This is a genomic window from Cupriavidus pinatubonensis, from assembly GCF_019602855.1.
Taxonomy (GTDB): domain Bacteria; phylum Pseudomonadota; class Gammaproteobacteria; order Burkholderiales; family Burkholderiaceae; genus Cupriavidus; species Cupriavidus pinatubonensis.
Genome location: NZ_CP080767.1, coordinates 1,328,505 through 1,351,022, shown reverse-complemented (window position 1 = coordinate 1,351,022; position 22,518 = coordinate 1,328,505). Strand labels below are relative to the sequence as shown.

The window sequence follows — 22,518 nt, the reverse complement described above, 5'->3', positions numbered from 1 at the left end:
CAAGAGTCCGGACTGCCGTGCCTGCTTCCATCGAGGATTACGCACTGATCGGTGATTGCGAGACGGCGGCGCTCGTCTCCCGCGACGGCAGCATCGACTGGCTGTGCCTGCCCCGCTTCGATTCGGCAGCCTGCCTGGCGGCGCTGCTGGGCACGCGCGAGCACGGACGCTGGCGGATCGCCCCGGCAGCCCGAGGTGGCAGGAGCCGGCGTCACTATCTGCCCGGGACCGTTGTCCTCGAAACCGTCTTCGTCCATCCGCAGGGCGTAGCGTCGGTCATCGACTTCATGCCGATCCGCCATGGCATGACCAACTCTGGAGAACGTTCAGACCTCGTGCGCATCGTATGCGGCCGCAGCGGCACGGTCGACATGAAAATGGACCTGACGCTGCGCTTCGACTACGGCGCGACGGTGCCCTGGGTGACACGCCTGGAACAGAACGACGGCATTCGTGCAGTGGCGGGGCCGGCCATGACCATCCTGCGCTCGCCCGAACCGCTGCACGGCAAGGGCCTGGCCACGACCTGCGAGTTCACGATCAAAGCCGGCGAGATGAAGCCGTTCGTGCTGACCTACTGTCCTTCACACCTTGCCGAACCGCCCCCGCTCGATGCACACCAGGAACTGGAACGAACCGAGCGTTGGTGGCGGGACTGGTCTGGCCGGTGCAAGGTCGGTGGCGACTGGAGAGGACCAGTCCGGCGCTCGCTGCAGACCCTCAAGGCACTGACCTACTGGCCGACCGGCGGCGTCGTCGCGGCGCCCACCACATCGCTGCCCGAAACGCCCGGAGGCGTGCGCAACTGGGATTACCGCTACTGCTGGCTGCGCGACGCAACCCGAACCCTGCTGGCCCTCATGGCTGCCGGCTACTATGACGAAGCCCAGGACTGGCGGGGCTGGCTCACTCGCGCGGTCGCTGGCAGCCCCGAGCAGGCCCAGATCATGTATGGCGTCGGCGGAGAGCGCCACCTGTGGGAATGGGAACTGGACTGGCTGCCAGGATATAAGGGCGCCCGGCCAGTCCGCGTCGGCAACCTGGCCGCGACCCAGCTCCAGCTCGATGTCTACGGCGAACTCATGGACGCGCTGTACCAGGCGCGCCTCGGCGGCTTGCCCCGAGATCGCGACTCGTGGGCGCTGCAGCGCGCGCTGGTCAACCATCTCGCCGCCATCTGGCAGCAACCGGACGAGGGTATCTGGGAAGTTCGCGGCGGACGGCAGCCGTTCACCTTTTCCAAAGTCATGGCGTGGGTCGCACTGGACCGTGCCATCAAGACCGTCGAGATGCACGACTGGGAAGGTTCGGCATCGCGCTGGCGCACGGTGCGGGACGCCATCCACGCCGACGTGCTGGCGAACGGCTTCAGCACCAAGCGCAACAGCTTCGTGCAGACCTATGGCGGCAACACCACCGACGCAAGCCTGCTCCTGCTGCCGATGGTGGGCTTCATCGATGGCAAGGATCCGCGCATGCTCGGCACGATCCAGGCCATCGAACAGGAACTTCTCGCGAACGGGCTGGTGCGCCGGTACTTGCCGTCACGTACCGAGGACGGCCTGCCGGGTAGCGAACCAACCTTCCTTGCCTGCAGCTTCTGGCTCGCGGACGCCTATGCCATGGCCGGGCGCTGGCAGGAAGCGCGCGAGCTGTTCGAGCGCCTCCTTCTGCTGCGCAACGACGTCGGTCTCCTCTCGGAGGAGTACGACCCGGCCAGGCACCGCATGGCTGGCAACTTTCCGCAGGCGCTGTCGCATATCGCGCTGGTCAATACCGCATTGCTGCTCGAGAAGGGCATCAAGCGTGCATGAGGCCGACGCCCCTATCCGCGTTCGCGCCCTGCCCGCTGAACTGTAGACGCTGCGCATAGTCATGGCCGTGGTGCGGGTGCCGCAAATGCGCTGAGGAATTCAAGCACCGGGCGGTTCGCCACTAGCTGGCTATCAACTCTCAAGGATCCGTCAGTTGCCTAACGCGCCTAACGCGTCGGCAGGTTGCCAATCTCATTGCCGGGCCCTTTGCCCATCTCGATACGCGGATCGCGCCGTGCCGGCACGATGCCATCGGCAGCCAGCCGCTGCTGCAAATCGTTGTCCGCCAACCGGCAATAATCCTTGTCGAGTTCGCGCGTGACCACGCTGCCTACGGACTGTGGCCACGCCTTGCGCAACAGGCCCAGAAACCGTGGCGGCGCAATGACGACCAGTTCGTCGAAGCGCTGCCTGATGCGCGCCTCCTCGAGCATCTTCGCGACGCGACGCGAGAACAGGTGGGCTTCCTGGTGGATTTCATCCTCTCCGGCCGACGACGTCACGGTCGACGTGCGGCCCATGTGCGCGCCCGGATGGCCGGCATCGCCCTGTACCGTGGCCTGCCCCCGGCGGCCATAGGCATCGTGCCGCAGGTCCGCGTTATCGGCATGGGCGGCCGCATCCGTGAATTTTTCGATCTCCTCCAGGGCCGCGCTGTCGCCGCGTGAGGCAAGCACTCTCGCAATACCCTCGTCTGCGACGAGGATCCAGGTTCTCTTCATGAGGGGTCTCCGTTCAAAGCCCGCGTCAAGCAGGCTGACCGAGTAAAGACTTGCAAGCCGCACGCCACCCGGGGGGTTGCGGCGGGTGGCCGGCAGATGTGGCGCCGGCCATGCGCCGTTGCAGCTTTGACCGGAAAGACTGCAAGTATTGCAAAGCAAACGGTCCGGCAGTGTTCCGTGCCGTTCCTCTCGGGGGATCAGCGCGGCGTGGTCGCGTCCGGAGCACCTCTACCCGGCGATGTAGTGCCGCCATAAGAGTCGGCACCGCCCCCGGCGCTGCCCTTGCCGGCCTCTAGTCCGCCCGTATAGCTGCTGGCGGACGCGCCCGTCGAACTGCCGCTGGTGCTCATGCCGCTTACGTGCTCCGCGCCAGCGACGTTCTGGCTTGCCGTCTGTCCGGCCCTGCCCAACTGCCCCGCCAAGCCTTGCTGCGTGCCCTGTGCTGCGGCGCCGTCCGTACGCGTTACGCGGATGCGGTTGTCGACGTCCTTGACGCCAAGGACATGGTCCGCAATCTCCTCGATGCAGTACTTCTGCCAGCGATCTTCGACGGTGCCGCTCAATGCCACGACGCCCCCGGACACCGTGACCTCGACGTCGTGGACATCCAGCCGGTCCGAGTAGGCCAGACGGCTACAGAGATCGTCGTGAATGCGTTCATCCGAACGTACATAGCCCCGCGGGCCTGTGATGCGCTGTTCGTGTTCCATGGGTTCGTTCTCCAGTCTGCGGGGATATCAAACCCGCGCTCAGCGTTGGCGCTTGTGCGGCGTATCGGTGGTGGACTGGTGCTGCTTGCCGGGATTCTCGTTCTTGAAGCCGCCATAGCTGCTTTGGCCTGGGTCCTCGCTGCGGCTGCGGATTTCGTTCGCCTTGCGGTCGCTGCGGACGCCCGGGTTGGTGTGCGCGGCGGTGCTGCGTTCGTGGGGCTTTTGGTCCTTGCTGGAAGTCATGGCATTCTCCGCTGGTGGACATTGACAGCGAAGGCAGCAAGGAGTGTGCCGGTGTGCTGCGGACGATTTTCCGGCTCGCCGCCAATACAAATCAGCAGCCCTTCCCAAGTACATGAAACAGCTCATCCTCCTGCGCACAATGCAATCGCAGGATAGCGTCCAGACCGTAGAGCAGACGCTGTAAATCCTGCACAGTACGCGGATCCGGCCCCTCCGGAGGCAGCTGGGCGATTGTCCTGCCGAGGACGGTCGCAACCCTGAAAATCTCGCGATGCATCGCACTCATGGCCGCCATGGGGTCCTCGCCGCCAAGCATGCGTGCCACGTCCGGATACAGGCTTATGTCGTCGCTACGTTCATGCGGCACCAGGACCTCGGTCAGGGAGCAGTTCAACGCCTTCAGCTCAGCCTGTGCAGCGCGCCCATCCATCCGGGGCAGCATATCCGCCACGGCGCGGATCCTGTCCATGATCGGCTCCAGCGCCGTATGCTCGGCCTTGAGGCGGGCCACGTCCGCCTCGCCAAGGCTGCCCCCTGGCTCCCGGGCGTCCGCTCGCAAAGCGCGCAGCGCATTGACGATGGCAAGGACATCGATGCCTTCCTGCAGGATTGCGCCTGGCAGAGGAGGCAGGAAGCCCAATCCCGCCGCCAGCATGGCGGCGAACGAAAGCATCATTCCCATCTCCACGCTCAGCATCGCGATGCGGCGCGTGCGGCGTGCGATTTGCACGGCATCGACAAGGCGATCGAGCCGGTCCACAAGCAGTACCACGTCGGCCGCCTCCGACGAGGCAGCGGCGCCGCGTACCCCCATCGCAACGCCGATATCCGCCGCGGCCAGCGCGGGAGCGTCATTGACGCCATCCCCGACCATGATCACCGTACCCTTGCGGCGTGCGGCGTGTATCGTGGCCAGCTTGTCGGCGGGAGACTGCTCTGCATGGATTTCACTCACACCGAGCATCGCGCCGACCGCCTCCGCGATATCCACGCGATCTCCCGTAAGCATCGCCTGACGCGTGACGCCCTCCTTGCGGAGCAGGCGAAGCGCGCGCGGAGTTTCCAGGCGAATGCTGTCGGCGAGCTGGATCACGCCCGCCAGATGACCGTCGAGGCTCACAAACACGGCCGATATCCCTCCGATCCGGACGCGGCGGATGACGTCCTTCGCCCACTCCGCCGCATCGCCGCTGTCCACGGCATACGTGAGCGAGCCGATCCTGACGAGTTGCCCTCCGACGATCCCCTGCACGCCCGCACCGGGACTTTCCCGGACGTCGGACGGGGTAAGCAACTCCAGGCCTCGCTCGCGCGCAGTCATTGCCACGGCATCGGAGATGACATGATTCGACGCTTGTGCAAGAGAGGCTGCGAGTGATAGCACTGTCTCCGCCAAATACCCTTGCGTACACTCGATGCCAACCAGCCTGGCGACTCCACCCGTGAGCGTGCCTGTCTTGTCAAAGAACAACGTATCGGCTTTGGCGAGCCCTTCAAGTGCACCTCCGCCCTTGACGAGCACGCCGCGCTTTGCGCAGCGCGACATCCCCGAAACGATTGCCACAGGCACGGCCAGGATGAGCGGGCATGGCGTGGCAACTACCAATATTGCAAGAATGCGCATCGGCTCGCCGCTCCACAGCCAGCTGGCACCTGCAAGCAGCAGGGTCAGTCCCGTGAATTGCACGGCATACCTGTCGGCAAGCCGCACTGAAGGACTGCGCTCTGCCTGCGCCGCCGCGACCATGCGGACGATGCTGGCAAACGTGCTTTCCGCCTCCGTGGCGCCAGCCATCATCTCCAGTGCGGCTCCGGCATTCAGCGCGCCGCTCTTGACTGACTCGCCCGCGACGCACTTCCGGATGGCAGACTCGCCAGTCAGTGCCGACTCGTCCAGTTCCGCGGGCATCGTCAGCGCACCGTCGACGGGCACGACCTCCGCGTGCCGCACCATTAACCGGTCCCCCGGACGGACTTCGGCGACATCGACCTGCTGCCATTGCCCGCCCTCCAGCCGGTTGGCCCGCCTGGGAGCATGGCTCAGCAGAGCCGTCATCTCCCGCCGGGCGCGCGATTGGGCGTAGTCCTCAAGCGCGCGTCCGGTCGCCAGCATCAGCGATACGACAGCCGCCACGAGAAACTCTCCGAAAATCAGCGCGACCACGATCGATAGCAACGCCAGCGCGTCGATGCCGGATTGCCGTCGGATCGCGGCGCGCGCGCTGGAAATCGCCAGCGCCATCGCGTTAGGCAATGTCCCGGCGATCCAGATCCATTCGGCTGCCGTCTCGCCTTGCAGCTGCCGCGCAACAAGGCCTCCCGCCAGCGTCACGGCGGAAACCGCAAGCAGCACACCGTTGAGCCGGCCAGCGGGCAAGCGCATTCCAGTCCCCCTGCAACATGCGGCGCTGAGCGCCTCCTTCATGACGAAATGGTTTACCGGCTCTGCGCTGGATCAAATCGAAGGTTGGACCGCAGCCTAGAGTCCGTACAGGGATCGGATCGTTGAAAGTCTGAGATTATTCAGCGGCATCTGGAAGCCCTTATGTCGACGCCCCGAGACCGCAAGCTTGCTTCAGCGAGGTCGGTGGGCGATCTGAGGGACCGGAAAGCGTTCTGGACGACGCGCTAGCCACCCAAACGTATCTGCTGATCGATGACTGATGGTACTTCGACCCAGCAAAGGAGAACAGGAGGTGGCCGATGTTGGCAACTATACTCTCACTCGCTTTTGTGCTTTCCGTCCTGACTACCGCGATTTCGCTTGATTCGCATGAGAGGCGTGGCAACGATGCGTCGGGCCCGACCGAGAAGCAACTCCATTCCGTTTTGAAGAAGTGCCAACCGAAACAGGAACCCGCCGATGCTGCTACGGGCTTCGCCCATGGCGGGATTCCGCACGAGCACTTCGCAACGGTGGTGCCGTTCATTGAAGGTTACCGGGACGAAGGTGGCTGCGATGCGCTCCTGAATGATGAGCACAAGGAGACCGGTGGCGTCAATGCAAGCGTCTCGTCGTCAGGCCAAGCCAGTCATCAGCGGTTGTGAAACAAGCAAAACCCGCGCGATACGTCCGGGCTACCAAGCATTGGAACAAGATCAATACCTTAGCAACACATCGTGCGCACATGACGTCCATCTTCGACGGTCGGAAATTGACCGGAGAATGATGACGGCATCCAGGCTCCGCCCTGGCGTTTAGCGCTAATCGCTCCCCCCGCGCGGCTTGGCTCAAGTCGAGCCAGCAGGTCCGCTCACCGCGACTTCGCAGGAGGTTGCCCTTGGACCGGCCGGGCAATCAGGCTATCGCTGCCAGGCGGCATTGCCGGGAAGCGCAACAGAAGGTCAACGGGCGCGCTGTCCCCTGTCACCGCAATGCTCCGGCTGACAATGGAGCCGCCGTACCGGATCACCGCCCGATAGGCGCCGCGCGGCAGGTTCATATACAAGTAGGGTCCCTCGCTCAGCACGAGCAGCACGATTTCGCGCCGCGCATTGAACAACGTGACCGTGACATCAGACAAGGAGCTGTTGTCATTGCTGTCAACAAAGTGCATGCGGACATTGAACTGCCGGGCCATGCCGCGGATGGTGGCAGCTTCATCGATACCGACCCCACCGGAGATGTAGGAAATACCGTTCAGTTGCCTGAGCTTCATCGTGCCCGAAGGGACCGCTGCATCATTGGCAGCGGCCATCGCTGCGGTGGACAGAATCAGGAAGCAAATTGCCATGAAAGCCCGCATCGGACACTCCTCGCTTGACGTCATCCAATAAGCCGGCGCAGTGAACGCTGATCGATCGGCGGCCTGTGCCATGCATTGCAGCCTAGTCCGCCCGGGTTCTCGCCTCTTGTCGTGGGTCAACGCCACAGGAGTCCTGGCATCCGGATCCGCAATATCGTAGTTCCGGCGCACCACTGTCAGATTTCACTGACAGACGGTCGCTATCGTCCGACACCGGGCGTTGTCCGAGGCGTACAAGAAAAACCGCTCCCGCCGTACAGCACTCTCGTCCGCGGCTGATATCGGGTAAGCGCCGCGCCAACCATACTCGAGGCATCCACGCAGGCAGGCCGCTGTCTCGGATGTCCGGTCACCGTGATACCCACATCAGGGGCCTGCCGGGCGCACCAGGAACACAAAAAAGGGGCGTGCGATGAACAACGACGCGCAATACTTCGACTCCGCAGCCGTTCTGACGGCACTGGTGGGAACGCTTGCGCCTGGCGCGCATCTCGTGACGCGTCGCCAAGGCTACATTCATCACGGCATCTATGCCGGCAACGGCGAGGTCATACACTATGTCGGATTCAAGGGACTCCTGCGCTGCGGCCCGGTCGAAAAGACTACCCTGGCGGACTTCTCCAACGGATATGGTCTCAGCGTCGAAACGAGCACGGCGGCGCGATATATCGGCGTGGAGATTGTCCGGCGAGCGACGTCGCGGCTTGGTGAAAATGACTACCACCTCCTTACCAACAACTGCGAACACTTCTGCACGTGGTGTCTGTCTGGTCAGGGCCGCAGCCAACAAGTGGAGACACTGATGACCCGGCCATGGCGTGCGGTGCGAGCCATCCTCAGCATTCTTTTTGCAACGCCGGCGCGCGCGGCGGCATAGCCCGCCGCCAGCCGCTACACTGAAACGATCGTCAGGCAACGGCAGCGAGGTCATCCCTTGGACGACGTGGTATTGACGGCGGCATTGGCGATGCCGGACGCCTACCCTTATCCGGTCGATCGCGTGCAGGTCATCGAGACCCACATTTCGCGCGTGTTTCTTGCCGGTGACTTCGCTTACAAGGTCCGCAAGCCGGTGCGATTCGATTTCCTGGATTTCTCGACGGCGCAAGCGCGCCGTGAAGACTGCCAGACCGAGCTCAGGCTGAACCGGCCCCTGGCCCCGGGACTCTATCTCGATGTGGTCCCCATCGTTGCCGGGGACACGGCCGGGTCCGTCAAGGTCGAAGGCGCAGGCACCCCCGTCGAGTACGCCGTCAAGATGCGGCGCTTCCCACAGCAGGACCTGTTCAGCGAAATGCTGACCGAGAACCGATTGCGGGCCGCGCATATCGATGCCCTTGCCGAGCGGATGGCCCGGTTCCATCATGATCAGCCTTGCGCGCGCCTGGAAGAGGGATATGGCACGCCCGCCCGCGTGCATGCGACCCTCGACGAATGCCTCGGCGGTATCGAGCGGCTGGACGACCGCTCCGGGCTGTCGACCGAGGTTTCCAGACTGGTTCGCGCCCGCGCAGCCGCCCTTGGCGAGGCGATACGGGCGCGCCTACAGAGCGGTCATGTGCGCGAATGCCATGGCGACCTGCACCTGGGCAACATCGTATGGCTGGACGGTGAGCCAACGCCATTCGATTGCCTGGAGTTCGATCCGGGCCTGCGCTGGATCGACACCATCAGCGACATCGCCTTTCCTTTCATGGACTTGCTCCATCATGGCCGGCAGGACCTGGCCTATCGCCTGCTCAACGCGTACCTGCAACATTCCGGCGACTACGCGGGGCTGAAGCTATTGCCGCTCTATGTCGCCATGCGCGCGCTGGTCCGGGCGCGCGTGCTGCTTGAACGGTCGCACCAGCGGCGCAACACGTTGGACGCGCCGATGTCGGCCGCCCATGTGGAATGCCGCAATCTGCTGGCCCTGGCGTGGCGCATCCTTGCCCGCCGCCCAGCCGCGCTAGTGGTGATGCATGGCTTGTCTGGCAGCGGCAAGTCGACCGTCGCTGCGGGAATCTCGGAAACGGTGGGAATGGTGCGCGTGCGCTCGGACGTCGAGCGCCGGCGACTACGCCACGGCGCGCGGGCGACAGACAGCCGGTATGACACAAGGGAGACGGATCGCACCTATGAACGCCTGCGGGCCATTTGCCGTATTGGCTGCAGTGCGGGATTTGCGATGATTGCCGACGCCACGTTCCTGTCTTGCCGGCAGAGGGACCGCGCCATGGCCCTGGCGCGCCGTCTCGGCGTGCCGTTCTTCATTGTCCAGTGCGAAGCGCCCGTCGATACGCTGCGAACGCGTATCCTGGCACGGGCGCAGTCGGGCCAGGATGCATCCGAGGCCGACTGCGCCACGCTGGCCTGGCAACTGCGCGTACAGGAGCCCTTGACCGAGGCACAGCGTGCCTGTGCCGTTCCGGCAAGCCAGTTCACCCCGCCTTTCCTGCCGGCCTGACGTGCCACAGGCTTCCGGCTTGCCTGCGGCCGTCATGCGCCGTGCGGGGTCGATCTACTGTGCCATCATTCCGCGGTGCATTCCCGGGCCCGGACCGGCACCCTTCGGCATGCCCGCGCCCCGGCCATCCGGGATCGCCAGCATCATTTCCTGCATGAGCGCAACGTGCTGCTGCGTCGCGTCATAGCACATGCCTGCACCGTAGCCGCCGGGCTTCCCAGCCGGGCCGGCGGTACGCGCCCGGGCGGGCCCATGCATCGTCGCCATGGCATCGCGCATCACGGTGTCACGTTCGGCCAGCAGCATGCGCCGCTCCTCATCCGAACTGGCGCGTGACAGCCGTTCGCGGATCGCGCGCAGATGAGCAATCTGCGCATCGAGCTGCGCGGACATCTGAGATGCGGCCGCCGGCTCGTCCGGACGCTCCGGCGCGTGCTTGCCTGGGGCACGATCGGTTGGCGGCGCTGCGAACACGCCAGGTGTCCCGGCTGCGGCGACGGCGAGCGTGATGAAAAATGAAATGCAATGACGGCTTGCCATGATGGTTCCTCCTGCTGACCCGAAACGGGCTTGTCGCCCTCTGATCAACATAGGCCACCGCGTCCACGGCAATTTGACCTGCCTCAAGCAAGGCTCGACGAGCGTACCGGTGCGCCGGGGTTCGACGGCGCCAGGCCAGCGCGTTGAACAACTCCGTAACGCGGGATAGACGCGGCTTCGCCACAAAGTGCCCGCAAGCACGACCCCTGCCTCATTCGCCCCGGTCTTGACGGAGCGCAAGCCTCGGACTCCCGTGCAGTCTAGATTTTGAGGCAGGCAGCGCCGTCCGGATCCGTACGGCGCGTTCCACACTCACCAATGCGAGTCTTCCATGAACGACCTGAAGCGACTTCCGTACGAGCCCGTCAAAGGCTTGTTGCCACGTCCGGCCGTGGGCACCAGCGAGCGCGTCATCACGCTGCCCGAGCCCGACCGGACATCGGGCATGCCTTTGATGGGAACCCTCTGGCTGCGCAAAAGCACGCGTGAATTCGACCAGCAACCTCTGCCGCTGAAGCAACTCAGCGAACTGCTGTGGGCTGCCGCGGGCGTCAACCGCTCGCTCGGTGGAGGCCGTACCGCGCCATCGCCATATGGCGAGACCGTGATCGATGTCTACGTCGCATTGCCGGCAGGCCTCTATCGCTATGATCCGGTGCACCATTGCCTGGAACTGAAGCGCGCTGCCGACTTGCGCAGCATGACGGGGTACCAGGACTTTGTCGGCATGGCGCCGCTGGACCTGGTCTTTGTGGCCAACCATGGCCGCATGCAGGAGATGCCGCCAAAACTGCGCGAGACCTTCTCCGCAGCGGCGGCGGGGGCCATGGCCGAGAACGCCTACTTGTATTGCGCATCGGCAGGGCTTGGCGCTGTCGTACGTGGCTGGCTGAACCGGCGGCAACTCGCCGAGCATATGTCGCTGAACGAGGACGAGGAGCCGATTCTGTCGCAGACCATCGGGCGGGCTGCCTCGCATGTCACCACCACCCAGGCATGAGGGCCCGGGATAGCCAACGACTGTTTTCAGGAGACACTGAAATGATCAAGAACACGGGAAGCGCGGAGCAGATCCGCAATGAAGTCCTGCGCCGACTGCAGGAAAATGCCGACCTTGGCGACGCTTGCCGCAATTCGGAGATTCCGCTGCCGCTACGCGTCGACCCCGGCACAAACGGCGGGTGCAACTGGCGCATCGAAGATTTCTCCGGCGTCAGGCCAGCCTGTCAGGCTGCGGTCAGGGCCATTACCGCGGAAATGATGCGGGAGTACGATCTTCCCTGAACGCCTTCTACGTCCCGAACCGTGGGAGGGGCGCGCACAGAGGTGCGCGCCCCTTGTTCCATCTTGACACCGTCGTGGTGGCGACTTCCGCCGCCGCCTTCCGCGAGGGCGCTCCGTACCCCTTCGCCTTTCTGCTGCGGCGAAATCACGAACGAGCCATCCGCCCGCAAGCCACCCTGCCTTGTTTCGAGCACACCTGGCTCTTCGAACAGGTGCGTCGCCCCGGGAACCACTTCCAGCTACTTTTTCAATCCCGGTGCCGGTGTTCTCGCCTCACAGGTTGACCTGGATATTGTTCTCCACGGAGACGACGCCAGGCGCGGACCACGCAGCGTTGTACGCGGCTTCACGCTCGGCCCAGGTACGCAGGCTTCCGCCCAGCTTGACGTCGCCTTGCGAAACCGCCACGGTCACGTGGCTGGCGTCGAGTTCGGCCTGGCGCTGGATGGCATCCTTGATGCGCTGCCCCAGTTCCGCCTGGTTGACCAACGGCCGCACCGCAATGGCGTTACTGACCCCGGCCACCCCGAAGAGTCCTGCCACGGCATGCTCGGCCACGACGCGCTGGTAGTTCCAGTCGACGTCACCGGTCAGCGTGATCACGCCATGTTCGACCGTGATCTGGATCCGGTCACTCGGCACCATCGCTTGCCAGGCCAGGACGTTGGCGGCCGCGCGTGCAATGTCGCTGTCGGTGCGCAGGGCTTCGTCGGGCAGGCGCACGTCCAGTTCGACGGCCAGCGCCTTGACGCCCGGGATCCGCTTGACTGCAGCTTCGGCAGCGTACTTTTCGGAGAAGCTGCGCAAATGGCCCGTAAGCGTCACCACGCTGTCCTGCACCTCTACTCCGATCCCGCTTGCATTGACCGCCGGGTCCCAGTTCAGCTCTTCGATCACGTCCTGCTTCAGTTGGTTATCGCCTTTCATGAGTTCCTCGCCTCGTCGATGATCAGCGGACTGCCCCGGCATCTCACCCAGCGTTGCCCGCCTTGGCCTTCCCCTGACTCAGCGTATGCGGTAGCGCCTGATATCCGTTGATATGCGTCAACGAGCCGGCGACGCGGCTTCCCAGCCGGCGCCCAAGGCAAGGAACAATGCTGCGGTGTCCTGCAGCCTTTGGGTGTGAGCCTGTATATAGCCGATCGTCGCCTGCTGGTACTGCGCATTGGCGACGAGAAGCTGCAGGTATCCCGCCGCGCCGGCCCGGTAGTTGGCCTGCACCTCGGTCATCAGCTCCCCCGCGGCCTGCCGCGCGCGGTCCTGCGCATCCACCGTGAGTGCGTCGTGTTCCAGCGCACGCAGTGCATCGGCCACCTGGGCAAAGGCCGCCAGCACGACTTGCCGGTAGTTGGCCTGTGCCGCTTCAAATTGCGCTTGTGCCGCGCGGCGCCTGAAGTACAGCGTGCCGCCCTGGAACACCGGCGCAAAGGCGGCCGCAGCGATGCCCCAGACGCCTCCGCCCGCACCCAGCAAGCTGCCAGGCTGTACGCCTTCGCGGCCATAGCTGGCACTCAGCACAATGTTCGGGAGCATGGCAGCCGTTGCCACGCCGACTTGTGCCGCGGCCACGTGCAGTTCTGCCTGCGCGGCCAGCACGTCTGGCCTGTGCCGGACCAGCTCGGAAGGCAGCATGCGCGGCAGGTCGGACGGCAACACCAGCGAATCGAGCGAAAGGACCAGCGGCTCGGCCTCTGAAGGGAAGCGCCCGGCAAGCGTCGCGCCAAGGTGATCCGCCTGATCCATGCGTTGCGCCAGCGGAGGAAGTGTCGCTTCCAGCGACCCAAGCTGGCTCAGCAGGCTCAGTTCGCTGGCGTGGGTCGTCATGCCGGCGCTTACCTGCGCGCGCGTGACGTCGACTTGCTCGCGCACGATCTTCACCAGCGTATCCGTGGCAGCGATCTGGGCGGCATAGCCGGCGCGCGCGATCGCGGTATTGACCAGTGTGCCGGTCAGCGTGAGCCAGGCCGCACCAACGGCGTAGCGCTGCACTTCTGCTTGCGCAGCCAGCGCTTCCACCGCCCGGCGGTTGCCGCCGAACAGGTCCAGCGCATAGCTGATCGTGGCGCCCAGCGTGAAGACATTGAATATGCCGGGCGGGGCGCTGCTTCCCAACCGGACGGGCGTCGTCGTCTGTCGCGACGCTTGCGCCTGTGCCGCAACCTGCGGATAGAACACGCCGGCGCCGGAACGCGCTACCGCATCAGCCTGCCGCAGGTTCGCTTCAGCGACCTGCAGACTCGGATTCGCGGCCAACGCTCCATCTACGGCCTGGTCCAGTTCCGCACTGCCAAACATGCGCCACCAGTCGGCGGGCACCATCGCGCCGGCAGCAAAGTGCTGGGCCCGTCCGTCGCCGGCGGGCGTGCTGCTGGCGTCCCCGCCGCGAACATACTGTGAAATGGCAGGTTCCTCAGGCGGGACAAAGTCGGGTCCCACCGCGCAGCCGCAAAGCGCCACCACCGCAAATACGGCCATCGGGAGCGTCCGCAAGGGCCAATGCCAGCTCACGGTGTCCCGCCCAGATAGACATCGACCAGTTGCCCCGGGTAGATCGGTGGCTGGGCGGGCGGCCTGAAGCGGAAGATTACCGGCAGTACGCGTACGTCGACCCGCTCCGCCCTCTGGTCCGAGAGCTGGATCTTGGGCGTCAGGTACGGCTGCACCCGGACGAACTCCAGCACGATGCTGGTGTCCGTGCCGCGCACGAACATGCGGGCCTGCATGCCGCGGCCAGGTTTCAGCCGGTGAACGAGAATCTCGTCGACATAGACGCGGACCCCGAGCCAGTCCTGCTGGCTGCTCAGCACGGCAACCGGCTGGCTTCCCTGCGTATAAGTGTTGTACGTCCCTTGCGGCGATACATAGGCACCCACCGCCGGATTGACCGAAAGCACCACACCGTCCATCGGCGCGCGCACGACGTACTTGCGCAGCAAGGCGTCCGCCGCGTCGGCCGCCTTGCGCAGCGCATCGCGCTGCTTCTCCTGGTTGCGTATGTCGAACGTCCACGCACCGGCGCGCGTCAGCGCGAGTTGCCGACTGGCTACCACCAGGCCGCTGCGCGCGACATGCACGGCGTTGGCGGCATTGTCCATGGCATCCTGGCTGACAGACCTGGCGTCGAACTCCCGCGACTTGCGCAGCTTGTCATACTGGTCTTCCACGGTCTTGAGGCTTGCCGCTGCGGCGTCAGCCTGCGCCTTGGCGACCTCAAGCGTCTCCTTTCGCGGCTGAGCGAGCAATTGCGCGAGCTGTGCCTCTGCGGCGTCTGCCTGCGCACTCTGTTGCGCTGCCAGCGCGCGCTGTACCGAGTCGTCAATGGCCAGCAATTCATCGCCGCGTTTGACGGTCTGGCCTTCATGCACGGCGATACGCAGTACGGTTCCAGCCACCTCGGGGTAGACGTTGACGTTGGCGCCGCTGTCCTGCTCGCTTTCCACGATACCGTTTGCATAAATGCCGCTGCGATAGGGATTGGCGGCCGGCTGGAACACCGGAGGAAGCGGCGGCTTCTGCTGGGCAAAAATGATCGCGGCGGCCACGCCGACCAGCGCGCCCAACGCCGATATCAGAAAAAGCCAGCGGTTCTTCATCACTGTGCGGCCCCTATTTCTATCGCCTTCAGCCGCCCATCCTCCATGTCGAGGATGCGCGAGGCCATATCGAGAATGCGCGCATCGTGTGTCACGATGACAATGCAGCGACGCTCGCTGAGGATTTCCTTGCGGATGAAACTCATGATCGTGCGGCCGGTCTCGCCATCCAGCGACGCGGTGGGTTCGTCGAGAATGAGGATATCGGGCTGGCTGACGATGGCGCGCGCGATAGCGACACGTTGCTGTTCCCCGCCGCTGAGCTTGACGGGGTGCAACTGTGCCCGGTTCTCCAGGCCGACAATCCGCAGATACTTGCGCGCTTCTGACAGGGCCTCATCCCAGCGGTACCGGCGCAAGACCAGCGGAATGGCGACGTTCTCCAGCGTGGTCAGGCGCGGGAACAGGTGGTAGTCCTGGAACACGAACCCGACCTTGGCGAGGCGGAAGGCGGCCAGTTCGTCATCGTCCAGATTCCACACATCGACGCCGTCCATCAGCACGCGGCCACCATCGGGCCGCAGGATGCCGGAGATGACGCTGAGCAGGGTCGTCTTGCCGCTGCCGGAGGGGCCCACAATGAACAGCATCTCGCCGAAGTAGGCGTCGAAGCTTACGTCGCGCAACGCATGGGTACGGGCCTCTCCCTCGCCGAACCATTTTTCGACGCGCTGGGCCGAGATGGCGACGTGTGCCATGATCACGCCCGGAAAATATCGAACGGCTCGATGTGCAGCACCTTGCGTACGCCGATATAGCCCGAGATGCCGGCGATCACGATCACCATGGCCAGTGCGAGCCCGAGGTTGTAGAAGGTGATCACCGCCGCGTAGTTGGGGATGCGCAACCGCACCAGGGCTATCAGGACCGCACACAGGCCGATGCCCAGTCCATAGCCCGTCAGCGACACGAAGGTCGCCTGGAACAGGATCATCGCCACCAGTTCGTGCCCCTTGGCACCGATGGTCTTGAGGGCACCGAACTTCTCCAGGTTCTCCACGATGAAGGTGTAGAAGGTCTGTCCCGAAATCGACAGCCCGACGATAAAGCTGATGACCGTCATCAGCAGGATATTGGTGCCCAGGCCGGTCTGGTACTTGTAGAAATCGGCGATGCGGTCGACGAACTGTGCCTTCGTGAGCGCGATATAGCCCAGCCGGCTGACGGCTTGCTGGATCCGCAACGTGTCTTCCGGCGCCTTTGGCTCCACCAGGATGTACGAGATGGTGTAGCGGGCCGTTGGCAGGTACTGGATCGCGCGCCGGTACGTGGTGTAGAGGGTGGGTACGCCAAACAGCCCGCTGGTCGATACCTCGGCCAGTCCGACAATCACGCCGCGATGGTCATTGATCTCGAAGGTGGTGCCGACATCGGGATCTTCGAGCTTGCGAAACTCGGCGTCCTTCACGACAAGAAAGGCGTTCTCGGCAAAGATGTCTTCGATGCTGCCGCGCACGACGCGCGGACGACCGAACAGGCTGGTGTCGTCGATGCCGATCACCGTCACGGGCTGATAGCCACCGCTCTGAAGACGGACCAGCGCCCCGCCCGAATATAGCGGCACCGCAAAGCGGACGCCGTCGATGCTGCGCACGGCATCGAGTACATAGTCCGGCATCCCGATGGTGTTCGCCACGGTGTTGACGGCCGGATCCATGACCCAGATGCTGGCGCCGATGTTGAAGACGGTCGATGATGACCGGTTCAGGACCCCGGCAAACAGCGACGTCATCTCGATCATCAGGAACACCGAGAACGTGATGCCAACAAGCAGACCGGTGAACTTGGCGCGATCGTTGACCAGCAGCTTGTAAGCCAGCAGCAGGATGCCCGGAATCGCTGCGCGTTGCGGCGGGTCCGGGGAATGGCGAGAGCCATCGACGTCATCGGCCGGCATGTTCCCGTCTCAGCGCGGTGAGATGGGCAGTGACCTGCCCTCTTTCGATGAATGGCATGTTGTTCTCCTTATGCGGCGATCGCTAGCCCTGGCATCGTGCGGAAACACGTGGCGCTGTCCGCCGTGCTCACTGCGCTCGCGCTGTTTCCGCTTCATGGCCGGTGCTGCGCCGGCGTATGCATTGGCGCGTCTCCGACGGCATGGCGCGCGGCCCAGCGATGCGCCTGCGCGATGGCAATGCGAATCGCCATGCCTTCACCGTAACCCTGTTCCAGCAGCGCATTGGCAATCTCGATCGCTTTCGCCCGGACCTCCGGTAGAAGGTTCTTCATGGAGATCGGGAAGTAACCGGAATTCCGGGGCATCGCGCCACTCACCTGATCGGGAAGATGGGCGCCAGCGCCTCACCTTCCCGGTGCGCTCAGGACAATTCCAGGTCGTCCACCACGGCGCCAACTCCGGGCGCAGACCAGGCCGCACCAACTGCGGCCAGTCGTTGCGCGCGTGAATCTACCCGGCCGCTCAGCGTCACCGTGCCCTCTTTCATCGAGACATTGATGTGCTTCGCTTCACGCTCGGCATGCCGGCGCAACGCAGCTTCAATGCGTTCGACCACATCGTCGGGCGCGGGGCGCATCCTCATCTTGATATGGTTCGTCACACCGGTCACACCGCGCAACTGCGACACGGTACGCTCGGCGAGCTTGCGCTGGTAACCCCACTCCACCTCGCCCGTCAGCGTGACGCGGCCCTTCTCCACGCGCAGCTTGACCGCATCGGCAGGCACGTGCACATGCCATTGCAGAGCATCCCCTGCGGCGGTGGCAATCGCCTCATCGCTGAATTCCCCCGTGGGCCGGACATCGAGGTTCACGACCACCGCGCGCACGCCAGAGACCTTTTCCGCAGCACGCTCGGCTGCAAGCTTCTCGGCATAGCTGGGCAGGTGACCGCTGAGCGTTACCACGCCCTCGCGTACCTCCACGCCAATGGCTGCCGCATCGATGGCGGGATCCCAGTCCAGCTCGTCCGTGACGTCTTTCTTGAGTTGTAGATCAGTTTTCATCGAGACATCTCACAACATGGCGTTGCAGAACGGCATGCGACGCGCCTGCGCGGCAACCGCTCATACCGTTCCTGAAAGTTCGTTCCTTTGCCAGCCACGGCATCACTTCACGGTAATCCGCTGTTGCGGCGATGTCTCCTTCTTGGGCAGGACCACGCGAAGCACGCCGTTGTCGTAGCTGGCCTCGACCTTGCCCTCGTCTATGCTGGCGTCCAGCGTAAAGGCTCGCTGCATCGAGCCGCTGTAGCGCTCGCGCCGGATCACGCGTTCGCCCTCTTTTTGTTCGGAGGACTTCTCCACCTTTGCGCTGATCATCACCGTGCCGCGGTCAACGGATACGTCGATGTCCTCCTTCTTCACACCAGGCAGTTCCGCAGCCAGGGTGTAGGCGCTCTCCGATTCCGACACATCGACCTTGAATGCCAGACCGTTATCTGCAGTCCCGCGGAATGAGCGCAGCATGCCCTGCAGCATGTCGCTGATGGGTTCGACAGAGAACGGATCAAAGTGCCTGAGGTTGGTCATGGTGATCTCCTTGGAAACTGGAACAGAACCGAAAGGCCGGCTGCTTCCAGATTGGCAGTTGAGCGCCGCGGGCGTTTGTTCTGCATCAAGGCCGGTGCATCGACTTCCATGCGGCGCTGGAGCGACATTGCCGAAGTCGGAATCCGCCGCGACGCTGTCAGGTAAACCTGACAGCGCATGCTTCAAGCCTGACACCAGTCTCAGCCCCGCCTGATTTCGAAAGGGGCGGTCGGCGACGATACTGCGGACATGAGCCACCGCACCCAACTCCACGACCTGACTGTCTACATCCTCGAGCACGCGGGTCCGATCAGGACGCGGCAACTGCGTTTGCTCAAGGCTGTCACCGGCATGCAGGTGGTCGGCGCGGGTACGGATGCCGAAGCCGACTTGCCGGTACTCGAGGCGCTTCGCCCCGATATCGTGCTGGTCGGACTGCGCACCGGACAAAGCCTGCGGCACGTCCGGTTGCTCACAGTAAAGCTGCCGGAAAGCACCTTGATCGTGCTGTCCAACAGCGGGTCTGCGCTGATGCGCAAGGCCTGCCTGCGGGCCGGCGGAAGCTATTGCTTCGACAAGACGCTGGAAGTCGACAAACTGCGCACCGCTCTGCTGGAGATCTCCGGCACAGCACCAAGAAGCAGCGAACCATAGGAGTACCGGGCTCTCGGGGCCAGACGCGCCCCTGATAGCACCGCCATCTGGAGACAACGATGTTCGGAACCAGTGATTCGCCGTCGGCCGACCTCGAGCAGCACGCGATCAGCGCCCCCCTTGACCGCCATGCAAGGCTGTCCACCGAAAACGCACCGAAGCCGGGTGCCCAGTGCTCCACCTGCATGCTCCGGCACATCTGCATGGCGTCCAACCTCGACGAGACGGACATAGTGCGCCTGAACAGCGTGGTGAAGAACTGGAAGATGGTCAGGCAAGGTCAAGCGCTCTACCGCGCCGGAGATCCGTTCCAGAGTATCTACGCGCTGCGTTCTGGCTCGATCAAGACCGTGCTCTCTCACCCTAGCGGCAGGGAATGCGTGTCCGGCTTTTTCCTTCCTGGCGAAACGCTCGGCCTCGACGGCATTTCGACAGAGGTCCACACCTGCGACGCCATTGCCCTGGAAGACAGCGCCGTCTGCGTGATCCCGTTCCACCTGCTGGAAGCCCTTTGCCGCGAAGTCAAATCGCTGCAGCAACAGGTGCACAAGATGATGAGCGCGGAAATCGTGCGCGAGACCGGCCAGATGATGCTGCTCGGCAACCTCACGGCGGAGCAGCGCGTGGCGGCCTTCCTGCTCAATATTTCGCAACGGCTCCAGCGCAGGGGCTATTCGCCGACATGCTTTACGTTGCGCATGACGCGCGAGGACATCGGCAGTTATCTGGGCATGACCCTGGAGACCGCGAGCCGCACGCTGTCGCGCTTCCAGCAGGAAGGACTGATTCGGGTACAGGGCAAGCAGATCGAACTGCTGGATCTTGAAGCACTCGATCTGCGATAAACCTATGACGTTGCTCATGCCGGTCGGCGGCGAAAGCGCGATGCTGGTCAACGAGCTGAAGTTTGCTACGGGGGAAGGCCAGGGATCCGAACCCCTGACCTTCAAGCGGCTCGGCCGCTTGCGTGGGGCACGTGCCTGCCTCAGATGTCCTCTTCCTCGTCGAACAGATGATGGCGCATGGCATAGCGCAGCAGCGCCGCTTCGCTGGGCACGTGCATCTTTTCCATCAGCCGCATCTTGTATGTACTGACCGTCTTGACACTCACGCACAGCGCTGTCGCAATCGCGGTGAGTGGCTCGCCCAGCACCAGCCGCCGATAGACTTCCAGTTCGCGGTCGGACAGGCGCAAGTGCGGTGCTTCGTCCTGATGTTCCTGCAGGCTGGTCGCCAGCTTGCCGGCAATCGCCTGGCTGACATACGTGCCCCCGCTTGCCACCTGGGTGATCGCAGAAACCAGCTCGGTCGCAGCGCTTTCCTTGGTCAGATAGCCCGCCGCACCGGCCTGGAACGCGCGCACGATGTATTGCTGCTCCGCATGCATGGTCAGTACCAGGATGCGCAGCGCCGGTTGCTCGTCCCGCAACAGGCGGATCAGTTCCAGGCCGCTGCGGCCCGGCATCGACAAGTCGAGCAGCAGCACCTGCGGCGCGCAGTCGCGCACGAGCTTCAGGACCTGGCTGCCGTCGGCGGCTTCGCCCACCACATCGAATTTGCCGGCGCGCTCCAGGATATGCTTGAGACCGTCGCGCACGACGGCATGGTCATCGGCAATGAGCACGCGCGTCATTTCATATCCCTTTTTCCAGAGGAATCTTTACGGTTAGCCGGAATCCCTTGCCAGGTTCGCTGTCGACTTCGACGGCACCGCCAAGCAAGCGCGCCCGCTCCCGGATTCCCAGCAGCCCCAGCGATTTGCGTGGCTCCGTCCCGGCGGGCTTCTTGACCCATCCGCCGCCATTGTCCTGAACCCGCAACTCGATCTGCCCGTCCGCCTGGGCAAGTGAAACGCCCACGACCGTTGCGTCAGCGTGCCGGACGACATTGCTGAGCGCCTCCTGCACAATGCGAAACATGGCGATGGCGGTCTGCTCGGGCACGTCCGCATCCACGCCATCCACACTCACCGGCAGGCCATACCGGCTGGAAAAATCAGCCGCCAGCCACTCGATGGCGGTCAGCATGCCGAGCTCGTCAAGCAGGGCTGGCCGCAGATCGCTGGCAATGCGGCGAACCGACGCCACCGTGTCGTCAATGACGCCGTTCATGTCGGTGATGTCCGCGAGGATTCCGCGGATGTCCCTGCTCTCGCTGACATCGGCGGCAAGCATCGTCATGTCCATCTTCAGCGCGCTCAGCCGCTGGCCCAGATCATCATGGAGTTCGCGCGCGATGCGGCGCTTCTCTTCTTCGCGGGTGGCCAGGATGCTGTCCGAAAGCTGCTGCAGTTCCTCTCGCGATCGGCGCAGCGCCTGCTCGGCGCGTACGCGTTCCGTGATATCGCGCAGCATCACCGTGTAGAGACTGACGCCGCCGTCCGCAATCTGTGAAATCGATGCCTCGATGGGAAACTCGCTGCCATCGCGGCGCAGCGCATAGAGTGCGCGCTGGCGCCCCATCTGCCGGTCGGATACCCCCGTCACGCCGAACCGGCGCACATGCGCATCGTGCGCAGCACGAAAGCGCTCGGGAATGAAATCGCCAAGCGGCCGGCCAATGGCCTGGTCGGCGGGCCAGCCGAACAAGGTTTCCGCCATGGGGTTGAACAGGATGACGTGCTGGGTGCTGTCCACCGTAATGATGGCCTCCATCGAGGAACGGATGATGCCGGCCAGCCGCGCTTCGCTTTCCCTGACACGTTGGAGGCTGGCATGCATGGCTTTCTCGGCACGCGTTCTTTCCGTGATGTCGCGCAGCATGACGGTGAACAACTTCGAACCGCGGTGCGTCGTTTGTGAAATCGATGCTTCGATCGGAAACTCGGTGCCGTCGCGGCGCAGGGCATAAAGTGCGCGCTGGCGCCCCATCTGGCGATCCGATACGCCGGTGATGCCGAACCGCCGTACATGCGCCTCATGCGCCGCCCGGAAGCGCTCCGGGATGAAGCGCGTCAGCGGCTGGCCAATCGCCTGGTCGGCCGGCCAGCCGAACAAGGTTTCCGCCATGGGATTGAACAACACCACGCGCTGGTCGGCGTCAACGGAAATGATAGCCTCCATGGACGAGCGAATGATCCCGGCAAGTTGCGCCTGGGTGTTCTGCGGCCTGCGCAATGCGCGGCCTGCGCGACGTCGGGCCCCGCGCATCCGGATTGAATACGTACTTATCCCTTTGGACATACCGGGCGCCCTGGCCGCAGATTGCTGAACAATCCTGAACACACTATAGGAGTGCTGACGCCATGTACAACCGCCGTCGGACAATCCCGCCGA

24 protein-coding genes are annotated in these 22,518 nt (G+C 64.0%); 8 read left to right on the top strand and 16 right to left on the bottom strand.

Features of this window, described 5'->3' with window-relative positions; all coding sequences use genetic code 11:
* Positions 1-17 precede the first annotated feature (17 nt).
* Complete coding sequence (locus K2O51_RS18850; protein ID WP_220631496.1) at positions 18-1,814, top strand: glycoside hydrolase family 15 protein; 1,797 nt, start codon at positions 18-20, stop codon at positions 1,812-1,814.
* 167 nt (positions 1,815-1,981) lie between these two features.
* Here the strand turns inward: K2O51_RS18850 and K2O51_RS18845 are convergent, their stop codons facing one another.
* The 4 genes from K2O51_RS18845 to K2O51_RS18830 all read right to left on the bottom strand — a co-directional run bounded on the left by K2O51_RS18845 (position 1,982) and on the right by K2O51_RS18830 (position 5,872).
* Positions 1,982-2,536, bottom strand: a complete 555-nt coding sequence (locus K2O51_RS18845) for a host attachment protein (protein ID WP_011297409.1) — start codon at positions 2,534-2,536, stop codon at positions 1,982-1,984.
* A 197-nt stretch (positions 2,537-2,733) separates the two neighbouring features.
* A complete protein-coding gene (locus tag K2O51_RS35660) occupies positions 2,734-3,246 on the bottom strand; it encodes a BON domain-containing protein (RefSeq protein WP_011297408.1) in 513 nt (170 codons plus the stop codon).
* A gap of 39 nt (positions 3,247-3,285) precedes the next feature.
* The gene (locus K2O51_RS18835; protein ID WP_041679551.1) at positions 3,286-3,489 is read right to left on the bottom strand and encodes a hypothetical protein; all 204 of its coding nucleotides are present in this window, start codon (positions 3,487-3,489) and stop codon (positions 3,286-3,288) included.
* Between the two features lie 91 nt (positions 3,490-3,580).
* Positions 3,581-5,872, bottom strand: coding sequence for a heavy metal translocating P-type ATPase (locus tag K2O51_RS18830; protein ID WP_011297406.1), 2,292 nt, complete (start codon positions 5,870-5,872; stop codon positions 3,581-3,583).
* Positions 5,873-6,192: 320 nt separating this feature from the next.
* Between K2O51_RS18830 and K2O51_RS18825 the strand changes: the two genes are divergently transcribed.
* Positions 6,193-6,537, top strand: a complete 345-nt coding sequence (locus K2O51_RS18825) for a hypothetical protein (RefSeq protein ID WP_140951653.1) — start codon at positions 6,193-6,195, stop codon at positions 6,535-6,537.
* Positions 6,538-6,743: 206 nt separating this feature from the next.
* Here the strand turns inward: K2O51_RS18825 and K2O51_RS18820 are convergent, their stop codons facing one another.
* Entirely contained in the window at positions 6,744-7,307 is a 564-nt protein-coding gene (locus K2O51_RS18820) for a hypothetical protein (RefSeq protein ID WP_166486995.1), read from the bottom strand.
* 340 nt (positions 7,308-7,647) lie between these two features.
* On the opposite strand from K2O51_RS18820, the gene K2O51_RS18815 reads away from it, so the two are divergent.
* A complete protein-coding gene (locus K2O51_RS18815; protein WP_011297403.1) occupies positions 7,648-8,112 on the top strand; it encodes a lecithin retinol acyltransferase family protein in 465 nt (154 codons plus the stop codon).
* Positions 8,113-8,169: 57 nt separating this feature from the next.
* On the top strand, positions 8,170-9,684 hold the full coding sequence (locus tag K2O51_RS18810) for a bifunctional aminoglycoside phosphotransferase/ATP-binding protein (RefSeq protein ID WP_011297402.1): 1,515 nt from the start codon (positions 8,170-8,172) through the stop codon (positions 9,682-9,684).
* 54 nt (positions 9,685-9,738) lie between these two features.
* On the opposite strand, the gene K2O51_RS18805 is transcribed toward K2O51_RS18810, so the two are convergent.
* The gene (locus K2O51_RS18805) at positions 9,739-10,224 is read right to left on the bottom strand and encodes a hypothetical protein (RefSeq protein WP_011297401.1); all 486 of its coding nucleotides are present in this window, start codon (positions 10,222-10,224) and stop codon (positions 9,739-9,741) included.
* A 331-nt stretch (positions 10,225-10,555) separates the two neighbouring features.
* Between K2O51_RS18805 and K2O51_RS18800 the strand changes: the two genes are divergently transcribed.
* Entirely contained in the window at positions 10,556-11,224 is a 669-nt protein-coding gene (locus K2O51_RS18800) for a SagB/ThcOx family dehydrogenase (RefSeq protein WP_011297400.1), read from the top strand.
* Between the two features lie 41 nt (positions 11,225-11,265).
* Entirely contained in the window at positions 11,266-11,508 is a 243-nt protein-coding gene (locus K2O51_RS18795) for a hypothetical protein (protein ID WP_041679550.1), read from the top strand.
* A gap of 273 nt (positions 11,509-11,781) precedes the next feature.
* Here the strand turns inward: K2O51_RS18795 and K2O51_RS18790 are convergent, their stop codons facing one another.
* The 8 genes from K2O51_RS18790 to K2O51_RS18755 form a co-directional block, all read right to left on the bottom strand.
* Positions 11,782-12,435 carry a BON domain-containing protein gene (locus K2O51_RS18790; protein ID WP_220631495.1) on the bottom strand — a complete coding sequence of 218 codons (654 nt, stop codon included), beginning with the start codon at positions 12,433-12,435 and terminating at the stop codon, positions 11,782-11,784.
* Between the two features lie 117 nt (positions 12,436-12,552).
* A complete protein-coding gene (locus tag K2O51_RS18785; protein WP_220631494.1) occupies positions 12,553-13,983 on the bottom strand; it encodes an efflux transporter outer membrane subunit in 1,431 nt (476 codons plus the stop codon).
* A gap of 29 nt (positions 13,984-14,012) precedes the next feature.
* On the bottom strand, positions 14,013-15,101 hold the full coding sequence (locus K2O51_RS18780; protein ID WP_011297396.1) for an HlyD family secretion protein: 1,089 nt from the start codon (positions 15,099-15,101) through the stop codon (positions 14,013-14,015).
* On the bottom strand, positions 15,101-15,799 hold the full coding sequence (locus K2O51_RS18775) for an ABC transporter ATP-binding protein (protein ID WP_011297395.1): 699 nt from the start codon (positions 15,797-15,799) through the stop codon (positions 15,101-15,103). The genes K2O51_RS18780 and K2O51_RS18775 overlap by 1 nt, the downstream gene beginning before the upstream one ends.
* 2 nt (positions 15,800-15,801) lie before the next feature.
* Positions 15,802-16,938, bottom strand: a complete 1,137-nt coding sequence (locus K2O51_RS18770; RefSeq protein ID WP_220631660.1) for an ABC transporter permease — start codon at positions 16,936-16,938, stop codon at positions 15,802-15,804.
* 212 nt (positions 16,939-17,150) lie between these two features.
* On the bottom strand, positions 17,151-17,363 hold the full coding sequence (locus tag K2O51_RS18765; RefSeq protein ID WP_140951908.1) for a DUF2188 domain-containing protein: 213 nt from the start codon (positions 17,361-17,363) through the stop codon (positions 17,151-17,153).
* Between the two features lie 56 nt (positions 17,364-17,419).
* Entirely contained in the window at positions 17,420-18,064 is a 645-nt protein-coding gene (locus K2O51_RS18760; protein WP_011297392.1) for a BON domain-containing protein, read from the bottom strand.
* A 102-nt stretch (positions 18,065-18,166) separates the two neighbouring features.
* On the bottom strand, positions 18,167-18,589 hold the full coding sequence (locus K2O51_RS18755) for an Hsp20/alpha crystallin family protein (RefSeq protein ID WP_011297328.1): 423 nt from the start codon (positions 18,587-18,589) through the stop codon (positions 18,167-18,169).
* Positions 18,590-18,838: 249 nt separating this feature from the next.
* Here K2O51_RS18755 and K2O51_RS18750 point away from each other — a divergent pair, with 249 nt between their 5' ends.
* Both K2O51_RS18750 and K2O51_RS18745 read left to right on the top strand, forming a co-directional pair.
* Positions 18,839-19,243, top strand: coding sequence for a response regulator (locus tag K2O51_RS18750; RefSeq protein ID WP_011297391.1), 405 nt, complete (start codon positions 18,839-18,841; stop codon positions 19,241-19,243).
* A gap of 59 nt (positions 19,244-19,302) precedes the next feature.
* Complete coding sequence (locus K2O51_RS18745; RefSeq protein WP_220631493.1) at positions 19,303-20,088, top strand: helix-turn-helix domain-containing protein; 786 nt, start codon at positions 19,303-19,305, stop codon at positions 20,086-20,088.
* A 140-nt stretch (positions 20,089-20,228) separates the two neighbouring features.
* Here the strand turns inward: K2O51_RS18745 and K2O51_RS18740 are convergent, their stop codons facing one another.
* Positions 20,229-20,876: a response regulator gene (locus tag K2O51_RS18740; RefSeq protein ID WP_011297390.1), complete on the bottom strand. Its 648-nt coding sequence runs from the start codon at positions 20,874-20,876 to the stop codon at positions 20,229-20,231.
* A 1-nt stretch (position 20,877) separates the two neighbouring features.
* A complete protein-coding gene (locus K2O51_RS18735; RefSeq protein WP_425332996.1) occupies positions 20,878-22,509 on the bottom strand; it encodes a PAS domain-containing sensor histidine kinase in 1,632 nt (543 codons plus the stop codon).
* Positions 22,510-22,518 lie beyond the last annotated feature (9 nt).

Bases quoted from the DNA above. Each gene is read 5' to 3' on its own strand.
- K2O51_RS18845 (WP_011297409.1), bottom strand. From the start codon at position 2,536: ATGAAGAGAACCTGGATCCTCGTCGCAGACGAGGGTATTGCGAGAGTG.
- K2O51_RS35660 (WP_011297408.1), bottom strand. From the start codon at position 3,246: ATGGAACACGAACAGCGCATCACAGGCCCGCGGGGCTATGTACGTTCG.
- K2O51_RS18835 (WP_041679551.1), bottom strand. From the start codon at position 3,489: ATGACTTCCAGCAAGGACCAAAAGCCCCACGAACGCAGCACCGCCGCG.
- K2O51_RS18830 (WP_011297406.1), bottom strand. From the start codon at position 5,872: ATGCGCTTGCCCGCTGGCCGGCTCAACGGTGTGCTGCTTGCGGTTTCC.
- K2O51_RS18825 (WP_140951653.1), top strand. From the start codon at position 6,193: ATGTTGGCAACTATACTCTCACTCGCTTTTGTGCTTTCCGTCCTGACT.
- K2O51_RS18820 (WP_166486995.1), bottom strand. From the start codon at position 7,307: ATGGCACAGGCCGCCGATCGATCAGCGTTCACTGCGCCGGCTTATTGG.
- K2O51_RS18815 (WP_011297403.1), top strand. From the start codon at position 7,648: ATGAACAACGACGCGCAATACTTCGACTCCGCAGCCGTTCTGACGGCA.
- K2O51_RS18805 (WP_011297401.1), bottom strand. From the start codon at position 10,224: ATGGCAAGCCGTCATTGCATTTCATTTTTCATCACGCTCGCCGTCGCC.
- K2O51_RS18800 (WP_011297400.1), top strand. From the start codon at position 10,556: ATGAACGACCTGAAGCGACTTCCGTACGAGCCCGTCAAAGGCTTGTTG.
- K2O51_RS18795 (WP_041679550.1), top strand. From the start codon at position 11,266: ATGATCAAGAACACGGGAAGCGCGGAGCAGATCCGCAATGAAGTCCTG.
- K2O51_RS18790 (WP_220631495.1), bottom strand. From the start codon at position 12,435: ATGAAAGGCGATAACCAACTGAAGCAGGACGTGATCGAAGAGCTGAAC.
- K2O51_RS18785 (WP_220631494.1), bottom strand. From the start codon at position 13,983: ATGGCCGTATTTGCGGTGGTGGCGCTTTGCGGCTGCGCGGTGGGACCC.
- K2O51_RS18780 (WP_011297396.1), bottom strand. From the start codon at position 15,101: ATGAAGAACCGCTGGCTTTTTCTGATATCGGCGTTGGGCGCGCTGGTC.
- K2O51_RS18775 (WP_011297395.1), bottom strand. From the start codon at position 15,799: ATGGCACACGTCGCCATCTCGGCCCAGCGCGTCGAAAAATGGTTCGGC.
- K2O51_RS18765 (WP_140951908.1), bottom strand. From the start codon at position 17,363: ATGCCCCGGAATTCCGGTTACTTCCCGATCTCCATGAAGAACCTTCTA.
- K2O51_RS18760 (WP_011297392.1), bottom strand. From the start codon at position 18,064: ATGAAAACTGATCTACAACTCAAGAAAGACGTCACGGACGAGCTGGAC.
- K2O51_RS18755 (WP_011297328.1), bottom strand. From the start codon at position 18,589: ATGACCAACCTCAGGCACTTTGATCCGTTCTCTGTCGAACCCATCAGC.
- K2O51_RS18750 (WP_011297391.1), top strand. From the start codon at position 18,839: ATGAGCCACCGCACCCAACTCCACGACCTGACTGTCTACATCCTCGAG.
- K2O51_RS18745 (WP_220631493.1), top strand. From the start codon at position 19,303: ATGTTCGGAACCAGTGATTCGCCGTCGGCCGACCTCGAGCAGCACGCG.
- K2O51_RS18740 (WP_011297390.1), bottom strand. From the start codon at position 20,876: ATGACGCGCGTGCTCATTGCCGATGACCATGCCGTCGTGCGCGACGGT.